Origin of the sequence: Streptomyces sporangiiformans, from assembly GCF_005768555.2 — a bacterium.
In the GTDB taxonomy this organism is placed as follows: Bacteria; Actinomycetota; Actinomycetes; order Streptomycetales; family Streptomycetaceae; genus Streptomyces; species Streptomyces sporangiiformans.
The window spans coordinates 56282-75968 of the sequence record NZ_VCHX02000095.1 but is presented as its reverse complement, the minus strand read 5'-3'; the positions used below and the strand labels follow the sequence as shown (position 1 = coordinate 75968).

19 protein-coding genes and 2 pseudogenes are annotated in these 19687 nt (G+C 69.4%); 14 read left to right on the top strand and 7 right to left on the bottom strand.

Features of this window, described 5'->3' with window-relative positions:
* Positions 1-31 precede the first annotated feature (31 nt).
* Positions 32-676, top strand: coding sequence for a TetR family transcriptional regulator (locus tag FGD71_RS10950; protein ID WP_119100211.1), 645 nt, complete (start codon positions 32-34; stop codon positions 674-676).
* A 103-nt stretch (positions 677-779) separates the two neighbouring features.
* The gene (locus FGD71_RS10945) at positions 780-2954 is read left to right on the top strand and encodes a HelD family protein (protein ID WP_119100210.1); all 2175 of its coding nucleotides are present in this window, start codon (positions 780-782) and stop codon (positions 2952-2954) included.
* Positions 2955-3233: 279 nt separating this feature from the next.
* Here the strand turns inward: FGD71_RS10945 and FGD71_RS10940 are convergent, their stop codons facing one another.
* Together FGD71_RS10940 and FGD71_RS10935 are read right to left on the bottom strand one after the other, a co-directional pair.
* Positions 3234-4418 carry a GDSL-type esterase/lipase family protein gene (locus FGD71_RS10940; protein WP_119100209.1) on the bottom strand — a complete coding sequence of 395 codons (1185 nt, stop codon included), beginning with the start codon at positions 4416-4418 and terminating at the stop codon, positions 3234-3236.
* A gap of 150 nt (positions 4419-4568) precedes the next feature.
* Entirely contained in the window at positions 4569-5138 is a 570-nt protein-coding gene (locus FGD71_RS10935) for a TetR/AcrR family transcriptional regulator (protein ID WP_119100208.1), read from the bottom strand.
* Positions 5139-5329: 191 nt separating this feature from the next.
* Between FGD71_RS10935 and FGD71_RS10930 the strand changes: the two genes are divergently transcribed.
* Complete coding sequence (locus tag FGD71_RS10930) at positions 5330-5797, top strand: SMI1/KNR4 family protein (RefSeq protein WP_119100207.1); 468 nt, start codon at positions 5330-5332, stop codon at positions 5795-5797.
* A 6-nt stretch (positions 5798-5803) separates the two neighbouring features.
* Here the strand turns inward: FGD71_RS10930 and FGD71_RS10925 are convergent, their stop codons facing one another.
* Positions 5804-6472: a haloacid dehalogenase type II gene (locus tag FGD71_RS10925; RefSeq protein WP_119100206.1), complete on the bottom strand. Its 669-nt coding sequence runs from the start codon at positions 6470-6472 to the stop codon at positions 5804-5806.
* Positions 6473-6689: 217 nt separating this feature from the next.
* Here FGD71_RS10925 and FGD71_RS10920 point away from each other — a divergent pair, with 217 nt between their 5' ends.
* Together FGD71_RS10920 and FGD71_RS10915 are read left to right on the top strand one after the other, a co-directional pair.
* Positions 6690-7073: a DoxX family protein gene (locus FGD71_RS10920; protein ID WP_119100205.1), complete on the top strand. Its 384-nt coding sequence runs from the start codon at positions 6690-6692 to the stop codon at positions 7071-7073.
* Positions 7074-7101: 28 nt separating this feature from the next.
* Positions 7102-8025: an RNA polymerase sigma-70 factor gene (locus FGD71_RS10915; protein ID WP_119100204.1), complete on the top strand. Its 924-nt coding sequence runs from the start codon at positions 7102-7104 to the stop codon at positions 8023-8025.
* 143 nt (positions 8026-8168) lie between these two features.
* Here the strand turns inward: FGD71_RS10915 and FGD71_RS10910 are convergent, their stop codons facing one another.
* Complete coding sequence (locus FGD71_RS10910; protein WP_119100203.1) at positions 8169-9029, bottom strand: GNAT family N-acetyltransferase; 861 nt, start codon at positions 9027-9029, stop codon at positions 8169-8171.
* A 287-nt stretch (positions 9030-9316) separates the two neighbouring features.
* Here FGD71_RS10910 and FGD71_RS10905 point away from each other — a divergent pair, with 287 nt between their 5' ends.
* The 6 genes and pseudogenes from FGD71_RS10905 to FGD71_RS48710 all read left to right on the top strand — a co-directional run bounded on the left by FGD71_RS10905 (position 9317) and on the right by FGD71_RS48710 (position 15082).
* Complete coding sequence (locus FGD71_RS10905; RefSeq protein ID WP_119100202.1) at positions 9317-10135, top strand: TnsA-like heteromeric transposase endonuclease subunit; 819 nt, start codon at positions 9317-9319, stop codon at positions 10133-10135.
* Positions 10132-12450, top strand: coding sequence for a flagellar biosynthesis protein FlhF (locus FGD71_RS10900; protein ID WP_119100201.1), 2319 nt, complete (start codon positions 10132-10134; stop codon positions 12448-12450). The genes FGD71_RS10905 and FGD71_RS10900 overlap by 4 nt, the downstream gene beginning before the upstream one ends.
* Position 12451: 1 nt before the next feature.
* Positions 12452-13759 (top strand): ATP-binding protein, encoded by a 1308-nt coding sequence (locus FGD71_RS10895; RefSeq protein ID WP_119100200.1) that lies wholly within the window; start codon positions 12452-12454, stop codon positions 13757-13759.
* Positions 13756-14172 (top strand): annotated as a pseudogene (locus FGD71_RS50110) (TniQ family protein); the annotation flags it as partial. The gene FGD71_RS10895 and the pseudogene FGD71_RS50110, both read left to right, overlap by 4 nt.
* Positions 14165-14332: pseudogene (locus tag FGD71_RS49640) on the top strand (hypothetical protein); the annotation flags it as partial. The pseudogenes FGD71_RS50110 and FGD71_RS49640, both read left to right, overlap by 8 nt.
* 303 nt (positions 14333-14635) lie before the next feature.
* On the top strand, positions 14636-15082 hold the full coding sequence (locus tag FGD71_RS48710; RefSeq protein WP_240436516.1) for a hypothetical protein: 447 nt from the start codon (positions 14636-14638) through the stop codon (positions 15080-15082).
* Here FGD71_RS48710 and FGD71_RS10880 read toward each other — a convergent pair.
* Both FGD71_RS10880 and FGD71_RS10875 read right to left on the bottom strand, forming a co-directional pair.
* Positions 15022-15291 carry a hypothetical protein gene (locus tag FGD71_RS10880; RefSeq protein WP_119100199.1) on the bottom strand — a complete coding sequence of 90 codons (270 nt, stop codon included), beginning with the start codon at positions 15289-15291 and terminating at the stop codon, positions 15022-15024. The two genes, FGD71_RS48710 and FGD71_RS10880, sit on opposite strands and share 61 nt — an antisense overlap.
* 192 nt (positions 15292-15483) lie before the next feature.
* Complete coding sequence (locus FGD71_RS10875) at positions 15484-15852, bottom strand: winged helix-turn-helix transcriptional regulator (protein WP_119100198.1); 369 nt, start codon at positions 15850-15852, stop codon at positions 15484-15486.
* A 443-nt stretch (positions 15853-16295) separates the two neighbouring features.
* Between FGD71_RS10875 and nadC the strand changes: the two genes are divergently transcribed.
* The 3 genes from nadC (at position 16296) to FGD71_RS10860 (ending at position 18677) form a co-directional block, all read left to right on the top strand.
* Positions 16296-17189, top strand: coding sequence for a carboxylating nicotinate-nucleotide diphosphorylase (gene nadC / locus FGD71_RS10870; RefSeq protein WP_119100197.1), 894 nt, complete (start codon positions 16296-16298; stop codon positions 17187-17189).
* The gene (locus tag FGD71_RS10865) at positions 17177-18034 is read left to right on the top strand and encodes a PhzF family phenazine biosynthesis protein (protein WP_119100196.1); all 858 of its coding nucleotides are present in this window, start codon (positions 17177-17179) and stop codon (positions 18032-18034) included. The genes nadC and FGD71_RS10865 overlap by 13 nt, the downstream gene beginning before the upstream one ends.
* 346 nt (positions 18035-18380) lie before the next feature.
* Positions 18381-18677 carry a DUF1330 domain-containing protein gene (locus FGD71_RS10860; RefSeq protein ID WP_020273833.1) on the top strand — a complete coding sequence of 99 codons (297 nt, stop codon included), beginning with the start codon at positions 18381-18383 and terminating at the stop codon, positions 18675-18677.
* Here FGD71_RS10860 and FGD71_RS10855 read toward each other — a convergent pair.
* Positions 18605-19438 (bottom strand): class I SAM-dependent methyltransferase, encoded by an 834-nt coding sequence (locus FGD71_RS10855; RefSeq protein ID WP_119100195.1) that lies wholly within the window; start codon positions 19436-19438, stop codon positions 18605-18607. The genes FGD71_RS10860 and FGD71_RS10855 overlap by 73 nt on opposite strands.
* Between the last annotated feature and the right edge of the window lie 249 nt (positions 19439-19687).

The window sequence follows — 19687 nt, the reverse complement described above, 5'->3', positions numbered from 1 at the left end:
AGGACCTGCGGCTGTCCGTAGGCTCGGGGGTATGGGTGAGATCGGGTCGCGTGAGGTCGGGCCGCGTGAGGTCGGGCTGCGTGAGCGGAAGAAGCAGCGGATGTACCAGACGGTCTCCGATGTCGCGATCGGGCTTTTCCTCGAGAAGGGGTTCGACGCGGTGTCGGTCGCCGAGGTCGCGGCCGCTGCCGAGATCTCGAAGCCGACCCTTTTCCGGTACTTTCCGGCCAAGGAGGACCTGGTCCTCCACCGGTTCGCCGATCACGAGACGGAAGCCGCGCGGGTCGTGGCCGAGCGGGCCGAAGGACAGTCGCCGCTCGACGCGCTACGGCTGCACTTCCTGGACGGGCTGGAGCGGTGTGATCCCGTCACCGGGCTCAATGACCAGGAGCCCGTGCTCGCCTTCCACCGGCTTCTCTACGGGACGCCCTCGCTCGTGGCCCGCCTCTACGGGTACGTGGAGCGGTCCGAGGAGGCACTCGCGTACGCGCTGGGCGGCGACTTGGCGGCCCGGCTGGCCGCCGCGCAGATCGTCGCCGTTCAGCGCGTCCTGGCCCTGGAGAACTGGCGGCGGATCGCGGCGGGGGAGGGCGTGGAGGAGGTCCGGGCCGATGCCGTCGCCGCCGCCGGGCTGGCCTTTGAGCAGGTGGGGGCAGGACTGAAGCGGTTCGCATGAGCGGGGATACGACCGGCCCGGCGGGGTGAGTCTCAAGGCGAGCCCATGCTGAGTCTCGGTAAAAAATTTAACTCGGTAACGTAATGTCGTTACCCTTGCTGGAATGACGTCTCCCGAGAAGCCCTCCCTGCATCACGCCCTCGCCCAGGAACGCGCCTACCACGACACCTGCCGGGCCGCCCTCTCCGCGATGGTCGACGGCGCCCAGGAGCACGTCGTCACCGGCGAGGACGTCTCCGCCTCCGGTGCCGACGCCGAAGTGCTCGGCTACCAACTCCGCAGCAAGGCGAAGGCCTTGCGTGAGCTGCCCGAAGGGCCGCTGTTCTTCGGGCGGTTGGACTTCGACTCGGGGGAACACGAGCATGCCGGGCAGCGCTACCACGTCGGCCGGCTGAGGATCACCGAACATCCCGCCGCCCCGCCCCTGGTCGTCGACTGGCGCGCCCCCGTCTCGCGCGCCTTCTACCAGGCGAGCGCCCGCGACCCGCGGGGTGTTCGCGTCCGCCGACGGTTCGGGTGGGCGCCGGGGAGCCTGGGCGACTCCGTCGACCTCACCGGGCTGGAGGACGAGCACCTCGAGGAAGGGCGTGCGCACGGGGAGGCGGGAGCGGGGATCCAGGCGGAGGCGGAGGCGGGGGCGCTGGGGGCGATGCGAGGGGCGAGCCGGATCCTTGTCGACGAGATCGAGCGCCCCCGAGTCGGCCCCATGCGCGACATCGCCGCGACCATCCAGCCCGAGCAGGACGATCTCGTACGCGGGGACCTGGCCACCTCCGTGTGTGTGCAGGGCGCCCCGGGCACCGGCAAGACGGCCGTCGGGCTGCACCGGGCCGCGTATCTCCTCTACACGTACCCGCAGCGCATCCGGCGTGGCGGTCTGCTGATCCTGGGACCCAACCCGACGTTCCTCTCGTACATCTCCGCGGTGCTGCCCGCCCTCGGTGAGACGGGCGTACGGCAGTCGACCGTCGCCGGCGAGATCGGGCGCCATCCGGTGAAGGCGGCGGACGGCGAACGGGCCGGCGTCGTCAAACACGACGCCCGGATGGCGGAGGTGCTGCGCCGGGCGCTGTACGCCCGCGTGCGCGTCGCGGCTGAGGGTGCGGGCGACAACGGCCTTGCGGTGCCGGACGGTTCGTACCGGTGGCGCGTGCCCGGTGACGAACTGGCGCGGATCGTGGCGGGCGTACGGAGCGAGGAACCGCCGTACGCCGTCGGGCGCGAGCGTGTGCGGACCCGGATCGTGCGGCGTCTTCAGCGCGAGGCCGAGCGGCGGGCGGGGCCGCCCACGCAGGCGTGGGTGCGGAAGATCTCGGGGGCACGGGTCGTGAGCGCGTACGTCGACGCTGTGTGGCCCCGGGTTCTGCCGGAGGAGGTCGTCGCGGAACTCCTCACCGATCCGGCCGCGTTGACCGCGGCGGCGGACGGAGTGCTGGACACGGACGAGCAGAAGGCGATCCTGTGGGCGCGACCCCCTCGGTCGTACAAGTCGGCGCGGTGGTCGGCGGCCGACCTCGTTCTGCTCGACGAGGTGGCGGGGCTCATCGAACACCCCGAGGGCTACGGGCACTTGGTGATCGACGAGGCGCAGGACCTGTCGCCGATGGAGTGCCGGGCGATCGCGCGGCGGGCGGCTTTCGGATCGATGACGGTGCTGGGGGATCTCGCGCAGGGAACCACGCCCTGGGCCGCGCGTGACTGGGCCGAACTGCTGGGGCATCTGGGGAAGCCGGAGGCTGTGGTGGTGCCGTTGACGACGGGATTCCGGGTGCCGGGGGCGGTGGTCGAGCTGACGAATCGTCTGCTGGCGCGGCTGGATGTGCGGGTGCCTGCGGCTCGGTCCCTGAGGAGGGACGGGGAGGTGCGGATTCGGCCGACAGGGCCGGTGGAGCGGGCAGGGCGGGTCGGTGATGTCGTCGAGGAGACCGTCTGCGCCGTGCGGGACGCCCTCGGATACGAAGGGTCCGTCGGAGTCATCGCGGCCGAGTCGGATGTCGCCCGGGTGCGGGAGGCGCTCGGTGCCGCGGGGATCGAGACGGCGGGGCCCGACGAACTGGGCGCCCGCGTCACGGTGTTGGGGGCCGGTGCCGCCAAGGGGCTCGAGTACGACCATGTCGTCGCCGTCGAGCCGGCGGCGATCGTGGAGGCTGAGGCTGAGGCAGCGCAGGGGGAGGGGATGGGGGCCGGGGCGCGGGGTCTGCGTCGGCTGTATGTCGTGATGACTCGCGCGGTGTCGCGGCTCGATGTGGTGCATGCGCGGCCGTTGCCCTTCGACTAGGCCCTGTCGTCACACTCCCGTCGTCCAGTTGGCCGGGCGGTGTTACCGGAAGGCGACGGACTCATGACCGCACGTACACCATGGTGATCTCCGCCGTGGCTACGGTGATCTTGCCGGTGAGCGGCTGAACGCCCCCCTTGTGGCCCGCGACTCCCCTCCCCAGCGGGCCGGTTCGCCGCTCACCGGTCGTGGGTGGGTCGGGCCGTGTGCCGGTGCGTCACGCCCGTCGCCGCCCGGAGGGCTTCAGCGCTTGGGCCTGGTCACCGCGGCGCCGTTCTTTCAGACGCTGTCTTCGGTGAAGGCCCCGTTGGCCGTGAAGGCCAGCCCGGCGAAACGTTCGCCGATGCGGCGGTGGGTGGCGGCGTCCGGGTGGAGCTCGTCGGGCAGCGGGAGCTCGGCGAAGTCGGCCTCGCCGTAGAGGGCGCGGCCGTCGAGGTAGTGCAGGTGGGGGTCGTCGGCCGCCCGCTGCTCCACGATGCGGGACAGCTCCTCCCGGATGACGTTGAGCGTCAGTTTTCCGGCGGCGCGCTCGGCGGGGTCGCCGGTGGCCTGGAACCGCAGCTTTCCCTCGCTGAGCGCGCTGAAGTCGAAGGCACCGGGGCCGGGGGTGTCCTCGTGGATGGGGCACAGGATGGGCGAGACGACCAGCAGGGGTGTGGTGGGGTGTCCCTCGCGGATGGTGTCGAGGAAGCCGTGCACGGCCGGGGTGAAGGCGCGCAGCCGCATCAGGTCGATGTTGACCAGGTTGATGCCCATCTTGAGGCTGATCAGGTCGGCGGGTGTGTCCCGCATCGCGCGGGCGGTGAAGGGGTCGAGCAGGGCGCTGCCGGCCAGACCGAGGTTGATCAGTTCGACGTCGCCGAGTGAGGCGGCCAGCGCGGGCCAGGTGGTGGTGGGGCCTGTGGCGTCGGAGCCGTGGCTGATCGAGCTGCCGTGGTGCAGCCATACCCGGCGGCCGCGGTCAGGCAGGGGCTCGACGGGGGCGTCGGTGCGCAGGGCGACGAGTTCGGTGGTCTCGTTGTGCGGCAGCCAGATCTCGACGTCCTTCACGCCCTCGGACAGGTCGGTGAAGCTCAGGGTGCCGACCGGGCCGGGCCGGTTCTCCGTGGTTCCGGTCGTCAGGTCGATGGTCAGGGTGTTGCCGCCCTTCACACTGGCCTGGCCGGTCAGACGGCCGTCGACGAGCAGGTCGTACACGCCGTCCGGGCGGGGCGGGGCGCCCACGTAGACCCGCTTGGTGGGGAGCGTGTCCAGTTCGACGGCGGTGGCGCGGGTGCGGAAGACCAGTCGTACGCCGGAGGGCTGGGCCTCCGCCATGGCGAGTTGTCCGTCGGCGCACTGCGCGCGGGCCCGGGCGGGCAGTCGGTGCGGCAGTAAGCCGTGCGCGGTGCGCTCCAGGTCGAGGGCGCCGCGCAGGAGATCGGCGGTGATGGGGGTGGTGATCCAGTTGTGCTTGGTGTGCAAGGTTCTCAGCCCCTTGGTCGGTGTTGATCAGTGGTGGGGGAGGGGCGGACGCGTCGATGCCGGGGGCCCGGGAAGGCCGAGCGGTCGACGGCCTCCGGCCGGTGCGGGGCCCGGCCGTGGTCGGGTGCGGGCGTGGTCAGGGTGCCGTGGTCAGGGAGCGGGCCAGTGCCGCAGCAGGGCGTCGAGGGCCTCCAGGATCCGTGACCAGGTTTCCTGTGTGTCCGGGGCACTGTGGCTGAACCCGCCGCCCATCTCCAGGCTGACGTAGCCGTGGAAGACGCTGCCCAGCAGCCGGACGGCGTGTGTCTGGTCCGGCTCCGTCAGGTCGTAGCCACGCAGGATCGCCCGCGTCATCTGCGCGTGCCTGACCCCGGCACTGGCGGCCGCGGTCGCCGGGTCGAGCCTCGTCTGGGCTGCGGCGTAGCGGCCGGGATGCTCGCGGGCGTAGTCGCGGTAGACGTTCGCGAAGGCGGCCAGGGCGTCCTTGCCGGCCCGTCCGGCCAGGGCGTCGGCGGCCCGGTCGGCGAGTTCCTCCAGGGCGAGCAGGGCGATCTTCGTCTTGAGGTCCTGGGAGTTCTTGAGGTGCGAGTACAGGCTCGCGACCTTGACATCGAACCGCCGGGCGAGCTCCGACACGGTCACCTGGTCGAAGCCGACCTCGTCGGCGAGTTCCGCCCCCGCCCGGACCAGGCGTTCCGTGGTCAGTCCTACGCGTGCCATACAGTCCTCCCCTTCGACAGTAGGGGATTGTGCATTTACCTAACACCTTTAGGCAAATCAGCTCGTCCTTAAGTGCGCCGGACCCGCAGCACTGTGCACCCTGCAGAGCCTGGCCACCCGCACCTTTCCGGCGACGGCCACCATCACGTGGGCGACCTCACCCGGGACTGAGCGTCGAGGTCGGCCCGTTCATGACGTTGCGCCGATCTGGTCCAAGCTGCCCAGTGGCTAGTGCGGCCTTTCTGTCTGCCGATGAGACGACTGCCTGGTTCCGTGCATGGACCGGCAACGGCGACCTGAATGGCGACGGCTTTCGTGTGTTCGGCCAGGACGGCACCGGTGGATATGCCGCGTTCTGGCTGATCCGCCGTGGCCGGGCACTGGTCGAGCAGCCTGTCGTCTTCCTCGGCTCGGAAGGGGAGACCGGCGTCGTCGCGTGCAACCTGGCGGGCTTCCTGTGGCTGCTGGCCGACGGCTTCGGCCCCTGGGAGGCTGCCACCTCGTACGAGCCCGACCGGGTTCCACGCGCCAATCGTGAGCTGACGGCCATCGCGGAAGATTTCGCACCACACCTCCGCGCGTCCGCAACTGCCGTGACCGAGCAGGCCACACGAGAGTTCCCCGACTTCGGCGACACCATCATGGAGCTCTGCCGCTGATCCCTTTCAGATGCCCAGAATTTCTACCACTCCGGCGAGGGACGTGACCTCGTAGGCGTGATAGGACGGCGCTGACGGCTCGTATCCTCTGTTGAGATACACCGTGTCTCTCACGCCAAGGTCGGTTGCTGACTGCAGGTCGTAGCGTGGGCTGGACGACACGTGCATCGTTTCCTCCGGCCGGCAGTCCAACTGTTCGTACGCGAACTCGAACGCGCGCAGTCTTGGCTTGTAGGCCTGCGACATCTCCGCTGTGTACACCGCGTGGAACGGAGCGCCGAGCTTCGCGACGTTCTGGCCAGCGTGTCTGTCCGCGGCGTTGGAGATGATGACTAGAGGGAAATGCTCAGCGAGCTTCGCGAGAGGTTCCGGGACATCGGGGTGGGGCCCCCATTCCGGGATCTCCGCGAAAACCTTGGCGGGATCGCCCGGCCGGAACTCGACTCCGGTGCTCTTGCAAGCTCGCTCGAAGGATCGATGAATCACCTCGTCATAAGGCCGCCAATCGCCCATCGCTTCATCGAGCTGGTAGCAGCTGAACCGGTGGAGAAAGGCGTCCAGCCTCTCAGGCGGGGCTACGTCCTTGATCACCTCTCTGGCGGCGGGCCCGATGGCGAAGTCCGTCAGAGTTCCGTACATGTCGAATGTGATGAACTTGGGCTCAAAGCCGCTCAACTGAATCTCCTTGGCGAAGGTGGCCCTTTCAACAGCCGCTACAGCGTGCCGAATCAGCGTTGCTCATGGGCCAACCGGCCTGGCCGACTGGTTGTTCCCCGTCCCGCGCGCGTCCGCCCGCCTTCCCGTGCCCGTGCCTGGGTGTTCGGAGATGTCACAGGCGGGGATGCTGTCTCGTCCTACGAGGTGCAGGCAATCCTCGATCAAGGAGTGGATGATGAACCTCGCGCTGTGGATCGGTGCCGGACTGCTGGCCGCAGTAGCTCTGATCGGCGGCATCAGCAAGACATTCGTGCCCAAGGAGAAACTGGCCGTGGTTCACGGTGGGGGATGGACGGAAGACGTCGGCGCCGGCTTCGTCAAGACCCTCGGCGTCCTGGAGCTTCTGGCTGCGGTGGGCTTGATCCTGCCCGCCGCGGTCGACATCGCACCGGTTCTGGCGCCGGTGACCGCCGTCTGCTGGGTCTTGCTGATGGTCGGCGCGATGGTCACCCATGGCCGACTCGGCGAATCCAAGTTCGTGGTGCTGAACCTGATCTATCTCGCGCTTGCGGCATTCGTTGCGTGGGGCCGCTTCGGCCCCGAGTCCTTCACCGGCTGACCGGCCAGGGCTTCAGGGAGGAGCCGGCATGAGCAGGACCGAGGAGTTCCAGGAGCTGCGGCCGCTGCTGTTCTCGATCGCCTACCGGATCCTGGGCAGCGTGAGCGAGGCCGAGGACGCGGTCCAGGAGACCTGGCTGCGCTTCGAGGCCTCCCCGACCGAGCCCAGGTCGACCAAGGCCTACCTCTCGGCCGTGGTGACCCGGATCTCGATCGACGTGCTGCGCTCGGCCCGCGTCCGGCGGGAGGAGTACGTCGGGCCGTGGTTCCCCGAGCCGCTGCTCGCCGACCCGTATGAGGATCCGGCGCGGTCGGCGGAGCTGGCCGACTCGGTGTCGATGGCGGCCCTGTTGCTGCTGGAGCGGCTCAGCCCGCTCGAGCGGGCGGTCTTCGTGCTGCGGGAGGTGTTCGACTTCGGCTTCCCCGAGGTCGCGTCGGCGGTGGGGCGCTCGGAGGCGGCGTGCCGCCAGCTGGCGGTGCGGGCGCGGCGCCATATGGCCGCAGGCCGGCCCCGCTTCGAAGCGGACCGCACAGAGCGGGAGGAACTGGCGACGCGGTTCTTCGACGCCCTCCGCGAAGGCGACGTCGCCGGCCTGCGGGACCTGCTCGCCGCCGACGTATCGATGGTCGGCGACGGCGGCGGCAAGGCCCCGCAGCTGGCCAGGGCCATCATCGGAGATGAGAAGGTGGCCCGACTGCTTGCCTCCGTCTTCCCCCTGATGGCCCGGATCGACGTGACGTTCGAGCCGCATGAGGTCAACGGTCAGTCGGGCGCGATCTTCCGCGACCGGGACGGCAAGGTGCTCCACACGTTGGCGCTCGATGTGCTCGACGGGCAGATCCAGACGATCCGCATGGTGATCAATCCCGACAAGCTCGGGCACGTGGGACCAGTGGCGGACGCCTGGGCAATCGACCGCGAAGTAAGACAGGCACGCCGGCCCACGGAATAACCATCATGGCGAGGCCGGTGGCGCCAGGGAGCGTTGCCGGTGCTGCCTGAGCTGGGCCTCGTCAGGATGGTGAGATGGCCGCGACCTGCGGCTGGCGTGCATGCCGGCACTTCGGAGCCGTGAGCTTCATGAGAAGTCGAGCTTCATGAGAAGTCGTACGCGGCCCAGTCGGTGAGCTTGCGATAGCCGAGGCGCTGGTAGAGGGCGTTGCTGGTGGGGTTGGACAGGTCCGCGAACAGCACGACCTCCCTCGCGCCCGCGGCCAGCGCGGCCCGGCTCACCTCCGCTGTCACGGCGCCCGCGTAGCCGTGACCGCGCAGGTGGGCCGGGGTGTAGACGATGTCCACCTGGACCTGGCCGCCGATCATCGGGTTCATGCCCGCGATGGAGACGGGAGTGCCGTCCGGGGTCTCCCAGAGCGTGTAGCGCTTGTCGGCGTAGCGTGTGTCGGCCCACGAGTCGGCGTCTATGGAGACGACTTCCCCGACGGCCTTGGCGAACTCGCCGCACCAGAACATGACTTGCTCAAGGTCCTGCTCGCCCAGGATGCGGCCCCGGCCCGCCGGCAGCGGGTCCGGTGGGGTGAGCGTGCCGAGGCGGTACAGACGGAGCCGCGTGTCGCGGATTCTCGGCGTCGCGCCGGTGTGCCGCTGCCAGGCCTCGGCGAAAGCGGTGGCGGTGCTGTGGTCCGCGCTGACGGAGGGAAGGGAGTGCCCGACGGCGGCCAGGTGGGCGGCGAGGGCGTCGGCCTGCTCGGGCGTGAGCGGGGTGAGGCACAGAGCGCGGGGCGGGAGGCGGTAGAAGGTGGCGTGGACCTCGCCCGCTCGCTCCAGCATGCCGAAGACGGGGGCTTCGGTGCCGAACGCGTCCGCCCCACGCGTGCGCAGTCTCGCGGTCCACGTCAGCGGCATGACGTGCAGGCCGGGCCGTGAGCGCAGGAAGTCTCCGGCTCGGGCGAGGAAGTCGTCGAGGTCTTCGGTGAGGTGCCAGTCATCCGGTCGCATGCTGCATGATTCCCCACGCTGCAGGTGTGCCCCGTGGTTTTCCGCCAGGGTGAGGCCGCAGGACTTCCTCACCGTTTGTTCGGGCTTCCGCGCCAGGAAGGTGTGAGACTGAGCACGGTAGGTGTCGTCATCTTCCCGTCCCGACCTGGCCTTTCGTGAAGCTCTGAGCGCGACATCTGTCGCCGAATTCGCATCGTTCCTGACGTGATCCGCGCTCTTTGCATGCAAGTTGTCGTCAACTTCGAAGATCGCCCCTCCCAGGGGGGCCGTACGGCTTCCCTGGGAGCATGAGCGATACCCGGCGCCCTTTGTGGTCCCATCGCTGTACGTGGACGGACCTGCTGGTCCCGGTCGCGCTGGACGCGGGGCGGGGTGGCTTGGGCATCTCCGATGGCTGGCCGGACCGGTGGACGGCGACGTGGAAGTACGCCGGGGACGAGATCACGGGCCCGGTCCGACACCTGGGGCAGGTGCCGGTGGCGAGCCGCGGGCCGATGCGGGGGTTCACCTGGCGGCGGGAGCAGCGGCACAGGCCCGGTCTGGAGTCACTGGTGTCGACGAGGCGCCTGCACGGTTTCGAGAGCCTCGAAGAGGACCAGCTGCTCGTGGCCTTGGACTTCGCCGGTGACCTGGTCGAGGTGCTGTCGCAGCCGCTGCGTATCCGGTTCCGTACGGCGGAGAAGTGGCGCAGCCACACGCCGGACTTCTTCGCGGTCACGCGGGCGGGGACCTGGTTGATCGACGTGCGCCCCCGAGACTTGATCGAGCCGGAGGACCTGGAGTCGTTCGCGGCCGCCGAGGAAGTGGCGCTTGTCTGCGGATGGCACTACGCGGTCGCGGCCGAGTGGCGCCCACATGTGCGGTCCACGCTCAGTGCGTTCTACGGGAAGCGTCGTCCGACGCGAGACGTGCTCGGGGTGCAGCCCGATCTGCTTGCCCAGGCCGAAGCGGGCGTGACGTTCGGGGAGTTGGCGGCCGAACAGATGTACTGGCCGGTGGCGCGGGCGCAGTTGCTGCACCTGCTCTGGCATCGCAGGCTCGGGCTCGACCTTGCTCAGCCGTTGACGGACAGGTCGCGGGTGGTGCTGGCAGGAGGCGTCTCATGATAGGGGCGGCGGCGCTGGATCTCTCGCCTGGCGCGGGCGTGGTGCTCGACGAGGTGGAGTGGCTGGTCGAGAGGCAGGAGCCGCATCTGGGGCGGGTCCAGCTCGTCCGCGGGGACGGCGAGCGCCAGCGGGTGAGCTTCCGTTTCCTGGTCAATCATCCGCAGTGTCGGCCGTCGTCGCGTACGGCGGCGGAAGGCGCCAACCGAGGGCGGCAGCCGGCTTCGTGGAGTGATGTGAAGCCGGAGAAGCGGCCCTTGATGGAACAGCGCTTCGCGCATCTGATGGAGGTCAACTGCGGTTTCCGCAGCGGTGACCCGTTCCGTCCCGAGCCGGGGGAGCCGCGCCCCGAGTACGACCCGGACCGTACGACGCTGGGTGAGCGGAGGGCGGCGAAGGTCGCTGAGCTGGCGGTGCTGCGGCCCGAGGAGGCCAAGCTGCTCCTGGGCGTCGCGACCGTCGGGGTGCGCACGCTGGAGCGGTGGGAGAAGCGCCGTAGGAAGTACGGGATCGTGGGCTGCGCCGATCACCGGTGGCTGCGGGCGAGCGGGGGACACCCGAGCGTCAGCGAGGAGGTCCGCGAGGCGATCTTCGCGGTCAGGGCGGAGACGCAGCAACATCGCTCCCGAGTGAGCGCGCGGACTCGCGAGGTCATGATCCGGCGCTATGTGAGGGAGACCTTCGAGAAGGAAGACGGGAAGGAGGACGGTAAGGGCGAGGAGCCCCAGGGCAAGAAGATCGAGGTCCCCAGCTATCACACCCTGCTGCGGGTGTGGAAGGAGTGGTTCGGGCCGGGCGGTGCCCGGCCGAAGTACGAGCGCTCGGCCGAACTGCCCACCAAGAACGGGCATGTGCTGGTGACCCGCCCCGGGCAGGTTGTTGCGCTGGACACGACGATTCTGCCGGTAATGGTCCGCGAGAACGTCTTCGGCGACCCGGTCACCGTCCACCTCACCCTGGCACTGGACGTCTACACCCACTCCATCTGCGCGTTCCGGCTGACCCTGGTGTCCGACTCCTCGGTGGACGTCGCGATGGTGCTGCGCGATGTCATGCTGCCGCTGCCCATGAGGGAGGAGTGGGGCGAGGACATGGAGTGGCCCTATCCGGGGCTGCCGGCGGCCATGGTCTCGGAGTTCGCCGGGTACGAGGTGGCCGGGCTGCCGTTCTTCACCCCCGAGACCGTCACCTCCGACCACGGTTCGGTCTACCGCAACCACCACCTGGTGGACGTCCAGGAGGCGATGGGCTGCCGGATCCTGCCGGCACGCGTGCTGCGCCCGCAGGACAAGGCCGCGGTGGAGCGCGTCTTCGGTGGTATCCGCTCGCTGGTGTTCGAGAAGCTGCCCGGCTACACGGGAGTTGACGTCGCCGACCGTGGCGCCGACCCGGAGGGCGACGCGGTGCTCACGATGGCCCAGATGGAGCACTTCATCGCGACCTGGGTCGTGAAGGCCTGGCAGAACCGCAGGCTCGGCGAATTCGCACCCTGCTGGGATCCGGGCGGTAACCACAGCCCCAACACCCTGTTCGCCGCCTCCTTCGCCCAGGAGGGCTTCGACCTGGACATCCCGTCCCCGGAGACGTACTACCGCTTCCTGCCCGAGCACCATGTGAAGCGGATCTACCGGCGGGGCGTCAAGGTCAAGGGACTCTGGTACGACGCCGAGCTGCTGCACACGCCCGAGAGGAACTCCACACGCGGCGGCCGCTACAAGAAGCAGTGGATCATCCACCGCGAACCCCGCGACCGGCGGGTGGTGTACTTCCGGGATCCCGACACCCACGAGTGGCACGAACTGCGCTGGACGGGCCTGCCGCCGAAGGGCGAGATGCCGGCGTTCGGGGACGCCCGGGTCGAGGAACTCCTCACCCGGGTACGGGAAGCAGGTCTCAAGCCGCGCTCCGACGCCGACCTCGTCCCCATCCTCCTGGAGATGCTGGGGGCCGTCGACCCGGTCGAGAACTGGCCGTCCCAGCTGACCAAGTCCCAGCGGGTGCAGCACGCACGCGAGATCACCCAGGCCAAGGCAGCCGCCGCGGACCGGCCGAAACAGCTGGCCAAGCCGGACGAGCCACCGCGCCTGGCCGCCGTCGGCGCACCGGATGCGGAGCCGCCCTGGCGGGAGCGGGCCCGGGAGGCCACCGAGAGCCTGGATGCTCACCGGCGTCGGCGGCGGGAGGCAGCCACGTCCTCGCGGCAACCGTCGGCGCCTGCCCCGCTGGGATCGAGCCGCCGTGGCCGCAATCTCTTCGTCATCGCCGACGACGATGACGGCCCCGGCGACCCGGCCCCGCAGCCGACAGAGGAGACGTGAGATGAGCAACCTGCGCCCGGAGCCGCCGAACGCTGTCGTGCCGTTCCTGCGCTTCGGCCCCAGGCCGGACCGGACCCGGCATGAGGGCTGGCAGGAGTTCCGCCGGACACGGGATCTGTTTGTGCCGGTCAGGAAGATGTCCCTGGCCGAGTACCGGCGGATGAGCCCGCGCAAGAAGTCGCTGTACGACCTGCACCGCGCGGCCACGCACGTGAACATGCAGATGCTGGACACCCCGATGAGCGAGGTGGTCACTACGCTGATGCGCTCACGGATCCAGAACAACGCGATGCGCATCGGCCCGAGCACCCTGGACGGGCTGATGATCAACGGCGGCGGCTACCAGGGCAAGACGGAGACCGCCTGCCGCACCGCCGCCGAGTTCGAGGACACCTGGCGCGACCTGTACGAGCAGTACCCCGAGTGCTACCTCGACCCGATGCCGGGCACCCGGGACTTGATCGCACCGGTCGCCTACTGCCAGACCCCGGTGAAGGCCACCCCGATCGGCCTGTGCGAGGCGATCCTCGATTACTACGGCGCCCCGTACGGCAGAAACCTGCGCGGCATGATCCGCAACGTCCGCGAATCGATCAAGGCGCACGCCACCACAGTCCTGATCATCGACGACATCACCCGCCTGAAGATGCACCGCGAAGACGACCAGGACACCCTCGACCTGATCCGCAGTCTGATGGACCTGGACGTCACGCTCGTCCTCATCGGCGTGAACATCCCCCGCTCCGGCCTGCTCAGGGAGGGCTGGCACGACCCCCGCACCAACCAGTGGGTCTACGCCCCGCTGAAGAAGGGCAAGAGCTACAACCCCGACGCCTCCACCCAGACCGAGCGCCGCTTCGACATCGTCACCCTCGACGCCTTCGACTACAGCAGCGACGCGCGCACCGGCGCCTTCATCGACCACCTCATCGGTATCGAGAACGAGATCCGACTCTTCAACGCCGGCCCCGGCACGCTCTCCGAAGGCCGGATGCCCGAGTACCTCTACCGCCGCACCCACGGCATCGTCGGTCTCCTGCGGCGCCTGGTCGAGGACGGACTGACCAAGGCCATCGAGAGCGGCCTGGAGGACCTGACCATCGACCTCCTCGACGAGATCACCATCAACCTGGGCAACATCCCCGGCAAGGACGGCGTACGGGACGCCGAAGCGGGAGAGATCCCCGACGTCGACACCTCCCCGGAGTCGGAGCCGGGGCGGAAGCCGGAGACGAAGAGATCGAAACCCCGGAAGGGACGCAACAAGGTCTTGGACGACCGCGGCACTCCTCCGGCGGCCGAGGCATGACCCAACGTCGTCCCCTGCCGCGCACGCTCGTGCCCCTCGAGGACGAATCGCTGGTGGGACTCCTGCTGCGTCTCGCTCAGCACACGGGAAGTCCACCCGCGGCCATCGCGGTGCGCATGGGCCTCGCGGACCGGGTGGGAATCCATGTGCCAACTGGATCACTTCTTGCCCTCCCTCCGCGAAAGCTCGCCGAAGCCGCGCACGTGGCAGGCCTCTCGCTCCCCGCGATGGAGAACCTCTTGCTGGCTCCCCTCGGAGAGCGCTATGGACCGCTGAATCAGCAGCACGCGCCGTGGTACGGGCCTCAACTTCTCACCAACCCTCGCCGATGGGTCCACCTGCGCAGCACCCAGTTCTGCGAGTGCTGCCTGGCTGGGAAGGACAACCCCTTGGGCGCCGAACTCGGTGGCTCATGGAAAAGGCACTGGCACCTGCCGGTGGTCTTCGTCTGCGTCGACCACCGCCACACGCTCCATCTACGACAACCCGTGGGTGCTGACCCGCTCCACGCGCTACTGTCCGCCCTGCCTCACCGGGAACGGCACCCCCATCCAGGACCGGCACGGCGGTCCCTGGCAACGGCTGTGGCGCCTCCCCATGATCTTCCTCTGTGTCCGACACCAACGACTCCTCGCCCACCAGTGCCCCGGTTGTGGCGCACTCGCGCAGTCCTCCCACGCAGGCAGTGCCATCGCCCGCCTGTCGGACGATTCTCTGAGCCCGTGGCAATGCCGGTCGGCTGAGGCGCGTTCGGCACCGGCCGAGCATCCCGCACATGCCTGCGGAGCCGACCTGACCCGGGAGAGCGCCCCTGCCGGGGAACTCGATTCGGCCACTATGGCCGCGCTCGTCCAAGTGCAACGACACCTTGCGGGCTTGCTCGCTGCGGGAGGCCCTGAGAGCACGACGAGCGCGGGGGCGCCGGTCCCCGTCGCCCACTACTTCGCCGATCTGCGCGCGACGGTCGCCATGATCTTCCGGACCTGGCCCGAAGCCCGCCCGTACGCAGGCACATCGTTCCTGGCCGCCGTGCTCGATGCCGAGCATGCTTCCCGCACCGCGCAGGCCCAGCCCCTGCTCAACACCGCCGGGAAGAAGAAGACCTCCAAGCCCTACACCGCGCCGCCGACCGACTCCCTGGCCACGGGCGCGGTTCTGCAGATCGCGACGCGGTTGCTCCGAGCTGCGGATCCCTGCGAAGCGCGAGAGTCGATGACCCCGCTCGTTCACAGACTTCGCGATGCCGACCGTGCGCTCAGCGTCTACTTGTGCCGCGCTGCCTGGATCTCAACGCCCATGAGGACTGCGGTCGGCGACTGCTGAAACGCGGCTGACGTCATGCCCCACGAGCAGTCGGCGCTCTCCACGGTGATGCCGAGTACCTGGGCGACGGGCGGCGGCACGATCCCGCCGGCTGCCAGGCCTTGCAGGTACTGCAGGCCCGTCAGTTCCCCTTTGAAGGCGAAGAGCGGCCCTGGTTCCCTCCAGGACAGGATGGTGGAACGTTCCGTGTCGGTGTTCTGCTGAGTCATGCCGCCCCCTTGATCGAAGTCGGACCAAGTGTGCTTCGAATATCGAAGCACTGTCGCAGGCTGGACGCCACCGCTTTGAAATCCCAAGCAGAAGGATTGGCGGAGGTTTCGCGCCTGCCCCCGGCGCTCGGCCGAGCCACGGCAACCTCGTGACCCGGCGGTCCCGCCCCGCCTCCGATCCGAGGCGGGGCGTCAGTCCGCGGAGCCCCTCTCAGGCGCCCCGTCGCCCGCGGTGTCCGGATGTGAGACGCGGCTGGCGGGCTGGTCGTCGGTGTGGTCCGCCCCTTGCGGGTCGATCGTGGCCGCCCAGCGTTCCGCCCAGCGGGCGAGGGGGTTCAGGGCGTGGCGCGCCTCCTGTCCCAGCGGGGTGAGCTCGTAGCGGCTGTCCGGTAGTTGGTGAATCACCTGGGCATCCAGCAGTTCGGTCAGGCGCTGCCGCATCACGCTGGATGACATGTCGTCGCACCGCTTCTGCAAGGGGCGGAATCCAAGCGGACCCGCGCGAAGCTCCCACAGGATGCGCAGACTCCACCGCCGCCCGAACAGATCGAGTGCGGCCATGAGGGGGCGGCCGGTGGTCGAGCCGCGAACAGGACTGCCAGGTCTGGGTGTTGCCATGTCGGATGTCCAGCTCTCCAGGGTTGATGCTTCGAATTCCGACACGCTAGCATCGGTGACCGCTTCGGAAATCGAAACGGAGGAGGCTGTTGTGGCACCTGCCCTGACGACCTGGGGGAGAGGCGTTCCTGAAAGCCCGGGTCGACGGAGGCGAGACCGGCCGGGAGGACCGGTACATGCGCAAGGTGCCCCGAGTTCGACGTCGGCGCCGAGTCGCACGGACGGCTCACCCGGAACCTGTTCGTGGCGGGGGGACGGGTGACCGGCACGCGGGAGATCGAGTACAGGATCCACCAGGTCCTGCGAATCGGCCCAGCGGAACTTCAGTGCTGCCTCGTCAGCGGTTGCCGCCACCAAGCCAACGTCCACTCAGAGCTGGAGACCAGATGACCACGACCGAGTTTCCCTCGGCGGCAGCACGGGCCGCCGCCGCTGCCGCCCTGGCCGAGGACGCGTCAGGGAAGGACATCACCACCGTGTGGAGCGTTCCCGAGGACCTGGCGGCCACGGCCGAGATCCGCACCCGGCAAAGCGGCATCGCCGCCGGCCTCCCCGTGGTCGCCGAGGTCTTCGCGCAGGTCGACCCCGAGGTCAAGGTCGAGCCGGCCGTCGCCGACGGCGCCCGACTGGCCGACGGCCAAGTCCTGGTGCACCTGTCCGGTTCGGCGCGCAGTCTGATCACCGGGGAGAGTACGGCGCTGAACTTCCTGCAGCGCATGTGCGGCATCGCGACGCTGACCGACCGCTACGTCCAAGCTGTGGCAGGGACCAGGGCGCGCATCCTGGACACGCGCAAGACGGCGCCGGGCCTGCGCGCCCTGGACAAGTACGCGGTCACCGTCGGCGGCGGCCACAACCACCGCCTCGATCTCGCGGCGATGGTCCTGCTCAAGGAGAACCACATCGCCGCGGCGGGCGGGGTGACCGCCGCGATCGAGGCGGTCAGGCGCGGGATGGCGCGCACCGGGCAGACCGTGGAGAGCGATGTCGAGGTGCAGACCGTCACCCAGGCCGTCGAGGCCCTCGACGCCGGAGCCCGCTGGATCATGCTCGACAACATGCCGGTGGCAGACATCGAGCAGGTCGTGAAGGTCCGGGCCGGGCGGGCCGACGCTTCCCGGATCCTGCTGGAGGCCTCGGGCACCATCCGCCTGGACACAGTTCCCGCCATCGCCGGGACGGGCGTCGACCTCATCTCGGTCGGGGCGTTGACGCACAGCGCGCCCGCACTGGACCTGACCATGCTGCTGACCACCGGCCCGGTGCCATGTCCGAGGTAGCGGTCGTCGACGCGTGTCAGCGAGACGGCGCGGGTGGCAGCCCGACCGCCGTTCTGGATGACGCGCCGTTCACCGACGAGGAGCGATGCCGCATTCCCGCGGAGTGGGGAACATCGCACGCCGTCTTCCTCCGCGCGACCGGAATCGAGCGTCGTCAGCCTGCGTACACACTGCGGTTCTTCACCGCCCAGGACGAACTGCCCGCCTGCGGACACGGCACCGTCGCCGCCCTCGCCGTGCTCGCCGAACGGGAAGGCGGCGACCACGACTACCGCGTCATCCTGCGTACGGCCCACCGCAGCTTCGACGGTCGGGCAAGCCGAAACGATGACGGCCTGACGGCGTCGTTCGACCCGGGCCCGGTCAGCCTGCGTAGCGCCGGTGGACCCGAACTGAGGGCAGTCGCAGGCGGCCTCGGACTGACGGAGGACGCGGTCGCCGGCGACGCCTGCGTGGCGTCGAACGGGCGGCCGAGGCTTCTGCTGCCCATCCGATCCCGCGCCGCACTGGCCGAACTCACGCCGGACTCAACCCTGTTACGCGCAGCCTGTGACCGCTACGGTCTGCTGGGCTGCTACGCCTACTCGCCTCCGGACCGACACGGCCGAGCAGCAGCCCGGATGTTCGCCCCGTCGATCGGCGTCCCCGAGGACATCGCCAACGCCAACAGCACGGCCTGCCTGGCAGCGCATGCTGCCGAGTTCGGCACACACCGCCTCGCTGTCGACATGGGTGACCACCTCGGCAGCCCGTCCACCATCACAGCGACCGTCCACCGCGACCGCACGGGACACCGGATCCGAGTCGGCGGCCAGGCAGCGATCGTGCGCAGGGTCATGCGATGAGGCCCGCGCGCTCAAGGCGAAGGTGCCGGTGCGCAGCAGGTCCAACTGCTCCGGTGAGAGCCTGGCCAGTTCTGGCGGCATCTGTGGCAGGGGCTCAGGGTTGATGGCCGATCACGCCGTACTGGTGCGACTCCTCCCTACTTGTCGGCTCCTCTTCGTTCCAGTTCGGGCCGCCGCCCTTCCGGCGAGGCCGGTCATCGACTCGACCGGCTCCGACCGCAGCCCCAGCCGGTTGATCGAAGCCGTCCGACTTCGACGCCGTCTCCGTCGGCTCGCTGACCTACAGCGCGCCGGCCATGGATCTGAGCAAGCTTCTGAGCATCAATTCCGAACACAGGAGGTAACTGTGGCCAAGGGCTACTGGGTCAGCGTCTACCCCACCATCACAGACCCTGAGAGGCTTGCTGCCTACAACGAACTGGCCGGTCTGGCCGTCAAGGCCGCAGGCGGGCGGGTGCTCGCCAGCATCGGCAGCCGGGTCGTCGCACACGAAGCCGGAATCGCCGAGCGCGTTGTCCTGATCGAGTTCGACAGCTTCGAACAGGCGGTCGCCGCATACGAGAGTGCGGCCTACCAGAAGGCGCTGGCCGAACTCCCTGACGGCTTCGAGCGCGACTTCCGCATCATCGAAGGCCTCGACTGACGATCGAGGCTGCGTCGGCGACGAACACCAAGACTGCCGGGATCACCCCGGCTCGTCCGCGCGCCGCACCGTCGCGAACAGCGCCAGGCCAGTGGCATCGGCAGTGATGTCCAGTCCGGCGACGGTTCCCGGCGGCGCGGCGGCTCGAACGTCGGCCTCGATGTCGGCGGGGTGCGTTCGACGAGGTTCCAGCGGCCGATGTGGGTCATCAGGGCGGCGTACGGGTTCGGGGTCGCGATGTTGGAGAAGTAGAACGTGCCTCCGGGGCGGCACAGGCGGGACAGGGTGGTGCGGATCAGGGCTCGGGCGAAGCGTTCGAGGTAGTCGAAGTGGCCTCCGGCCAGGATCAGATCGAAGGGGCCGTGGTCGGCAGCCAGGTGGGCGGCGGTGCGCAGGACGTTGTCGGGGGCCGCGGCGGTCTGGACACGGGTCGCGGGCGGCAGGTGTGTGAGGGCGTGCTGGAGGGCGTCGGGGTCGACATCGTTGAGGACCAGGCGGTCGGCGGGGTGCAGGAGAGCCGGGTCGACCCGGCGCAGGTCGGCGGCGCCTCCGGACGCGATCAGCAGGATGCGGCGGCCGGTGGCGCGCGGGGCCGTGCTCGGGACGTCCGCCGGGTCGCTCCCGAGTGTGGACTCGATGAGCGCGGCCTGGTGGGCGATCTTGTTGCGGTGCTGGTCGGTGCTGGTCGGTGATGGGAGCGTGCAGGAGGTAGTCGTCGAAGTGGTGGCCCCAGGTGCCGGGCACGCCTCCGGGCTGAGCACGCAGGATGTACTCGATGATCTCGAAGTCGCCGGCCCGGCCGCGAGCCTGCTCACGGCTCAGCTGGACCATGCCGCCGGCATCGGCGAACATCTCGGCCAGCGGTGCCATGGCCGCCGTGACGGTGTCCTGACGGGCCGTGGCGAGCGCGGCGGGGAGTCGGCGGAGGGCGAAGTCGTCGACGTAGCGGTGTTCGGTCGCGCGGTCTGCGCCGGCGATCGCCGGGAGTTCGGCCATGGCGATCAGCCGCT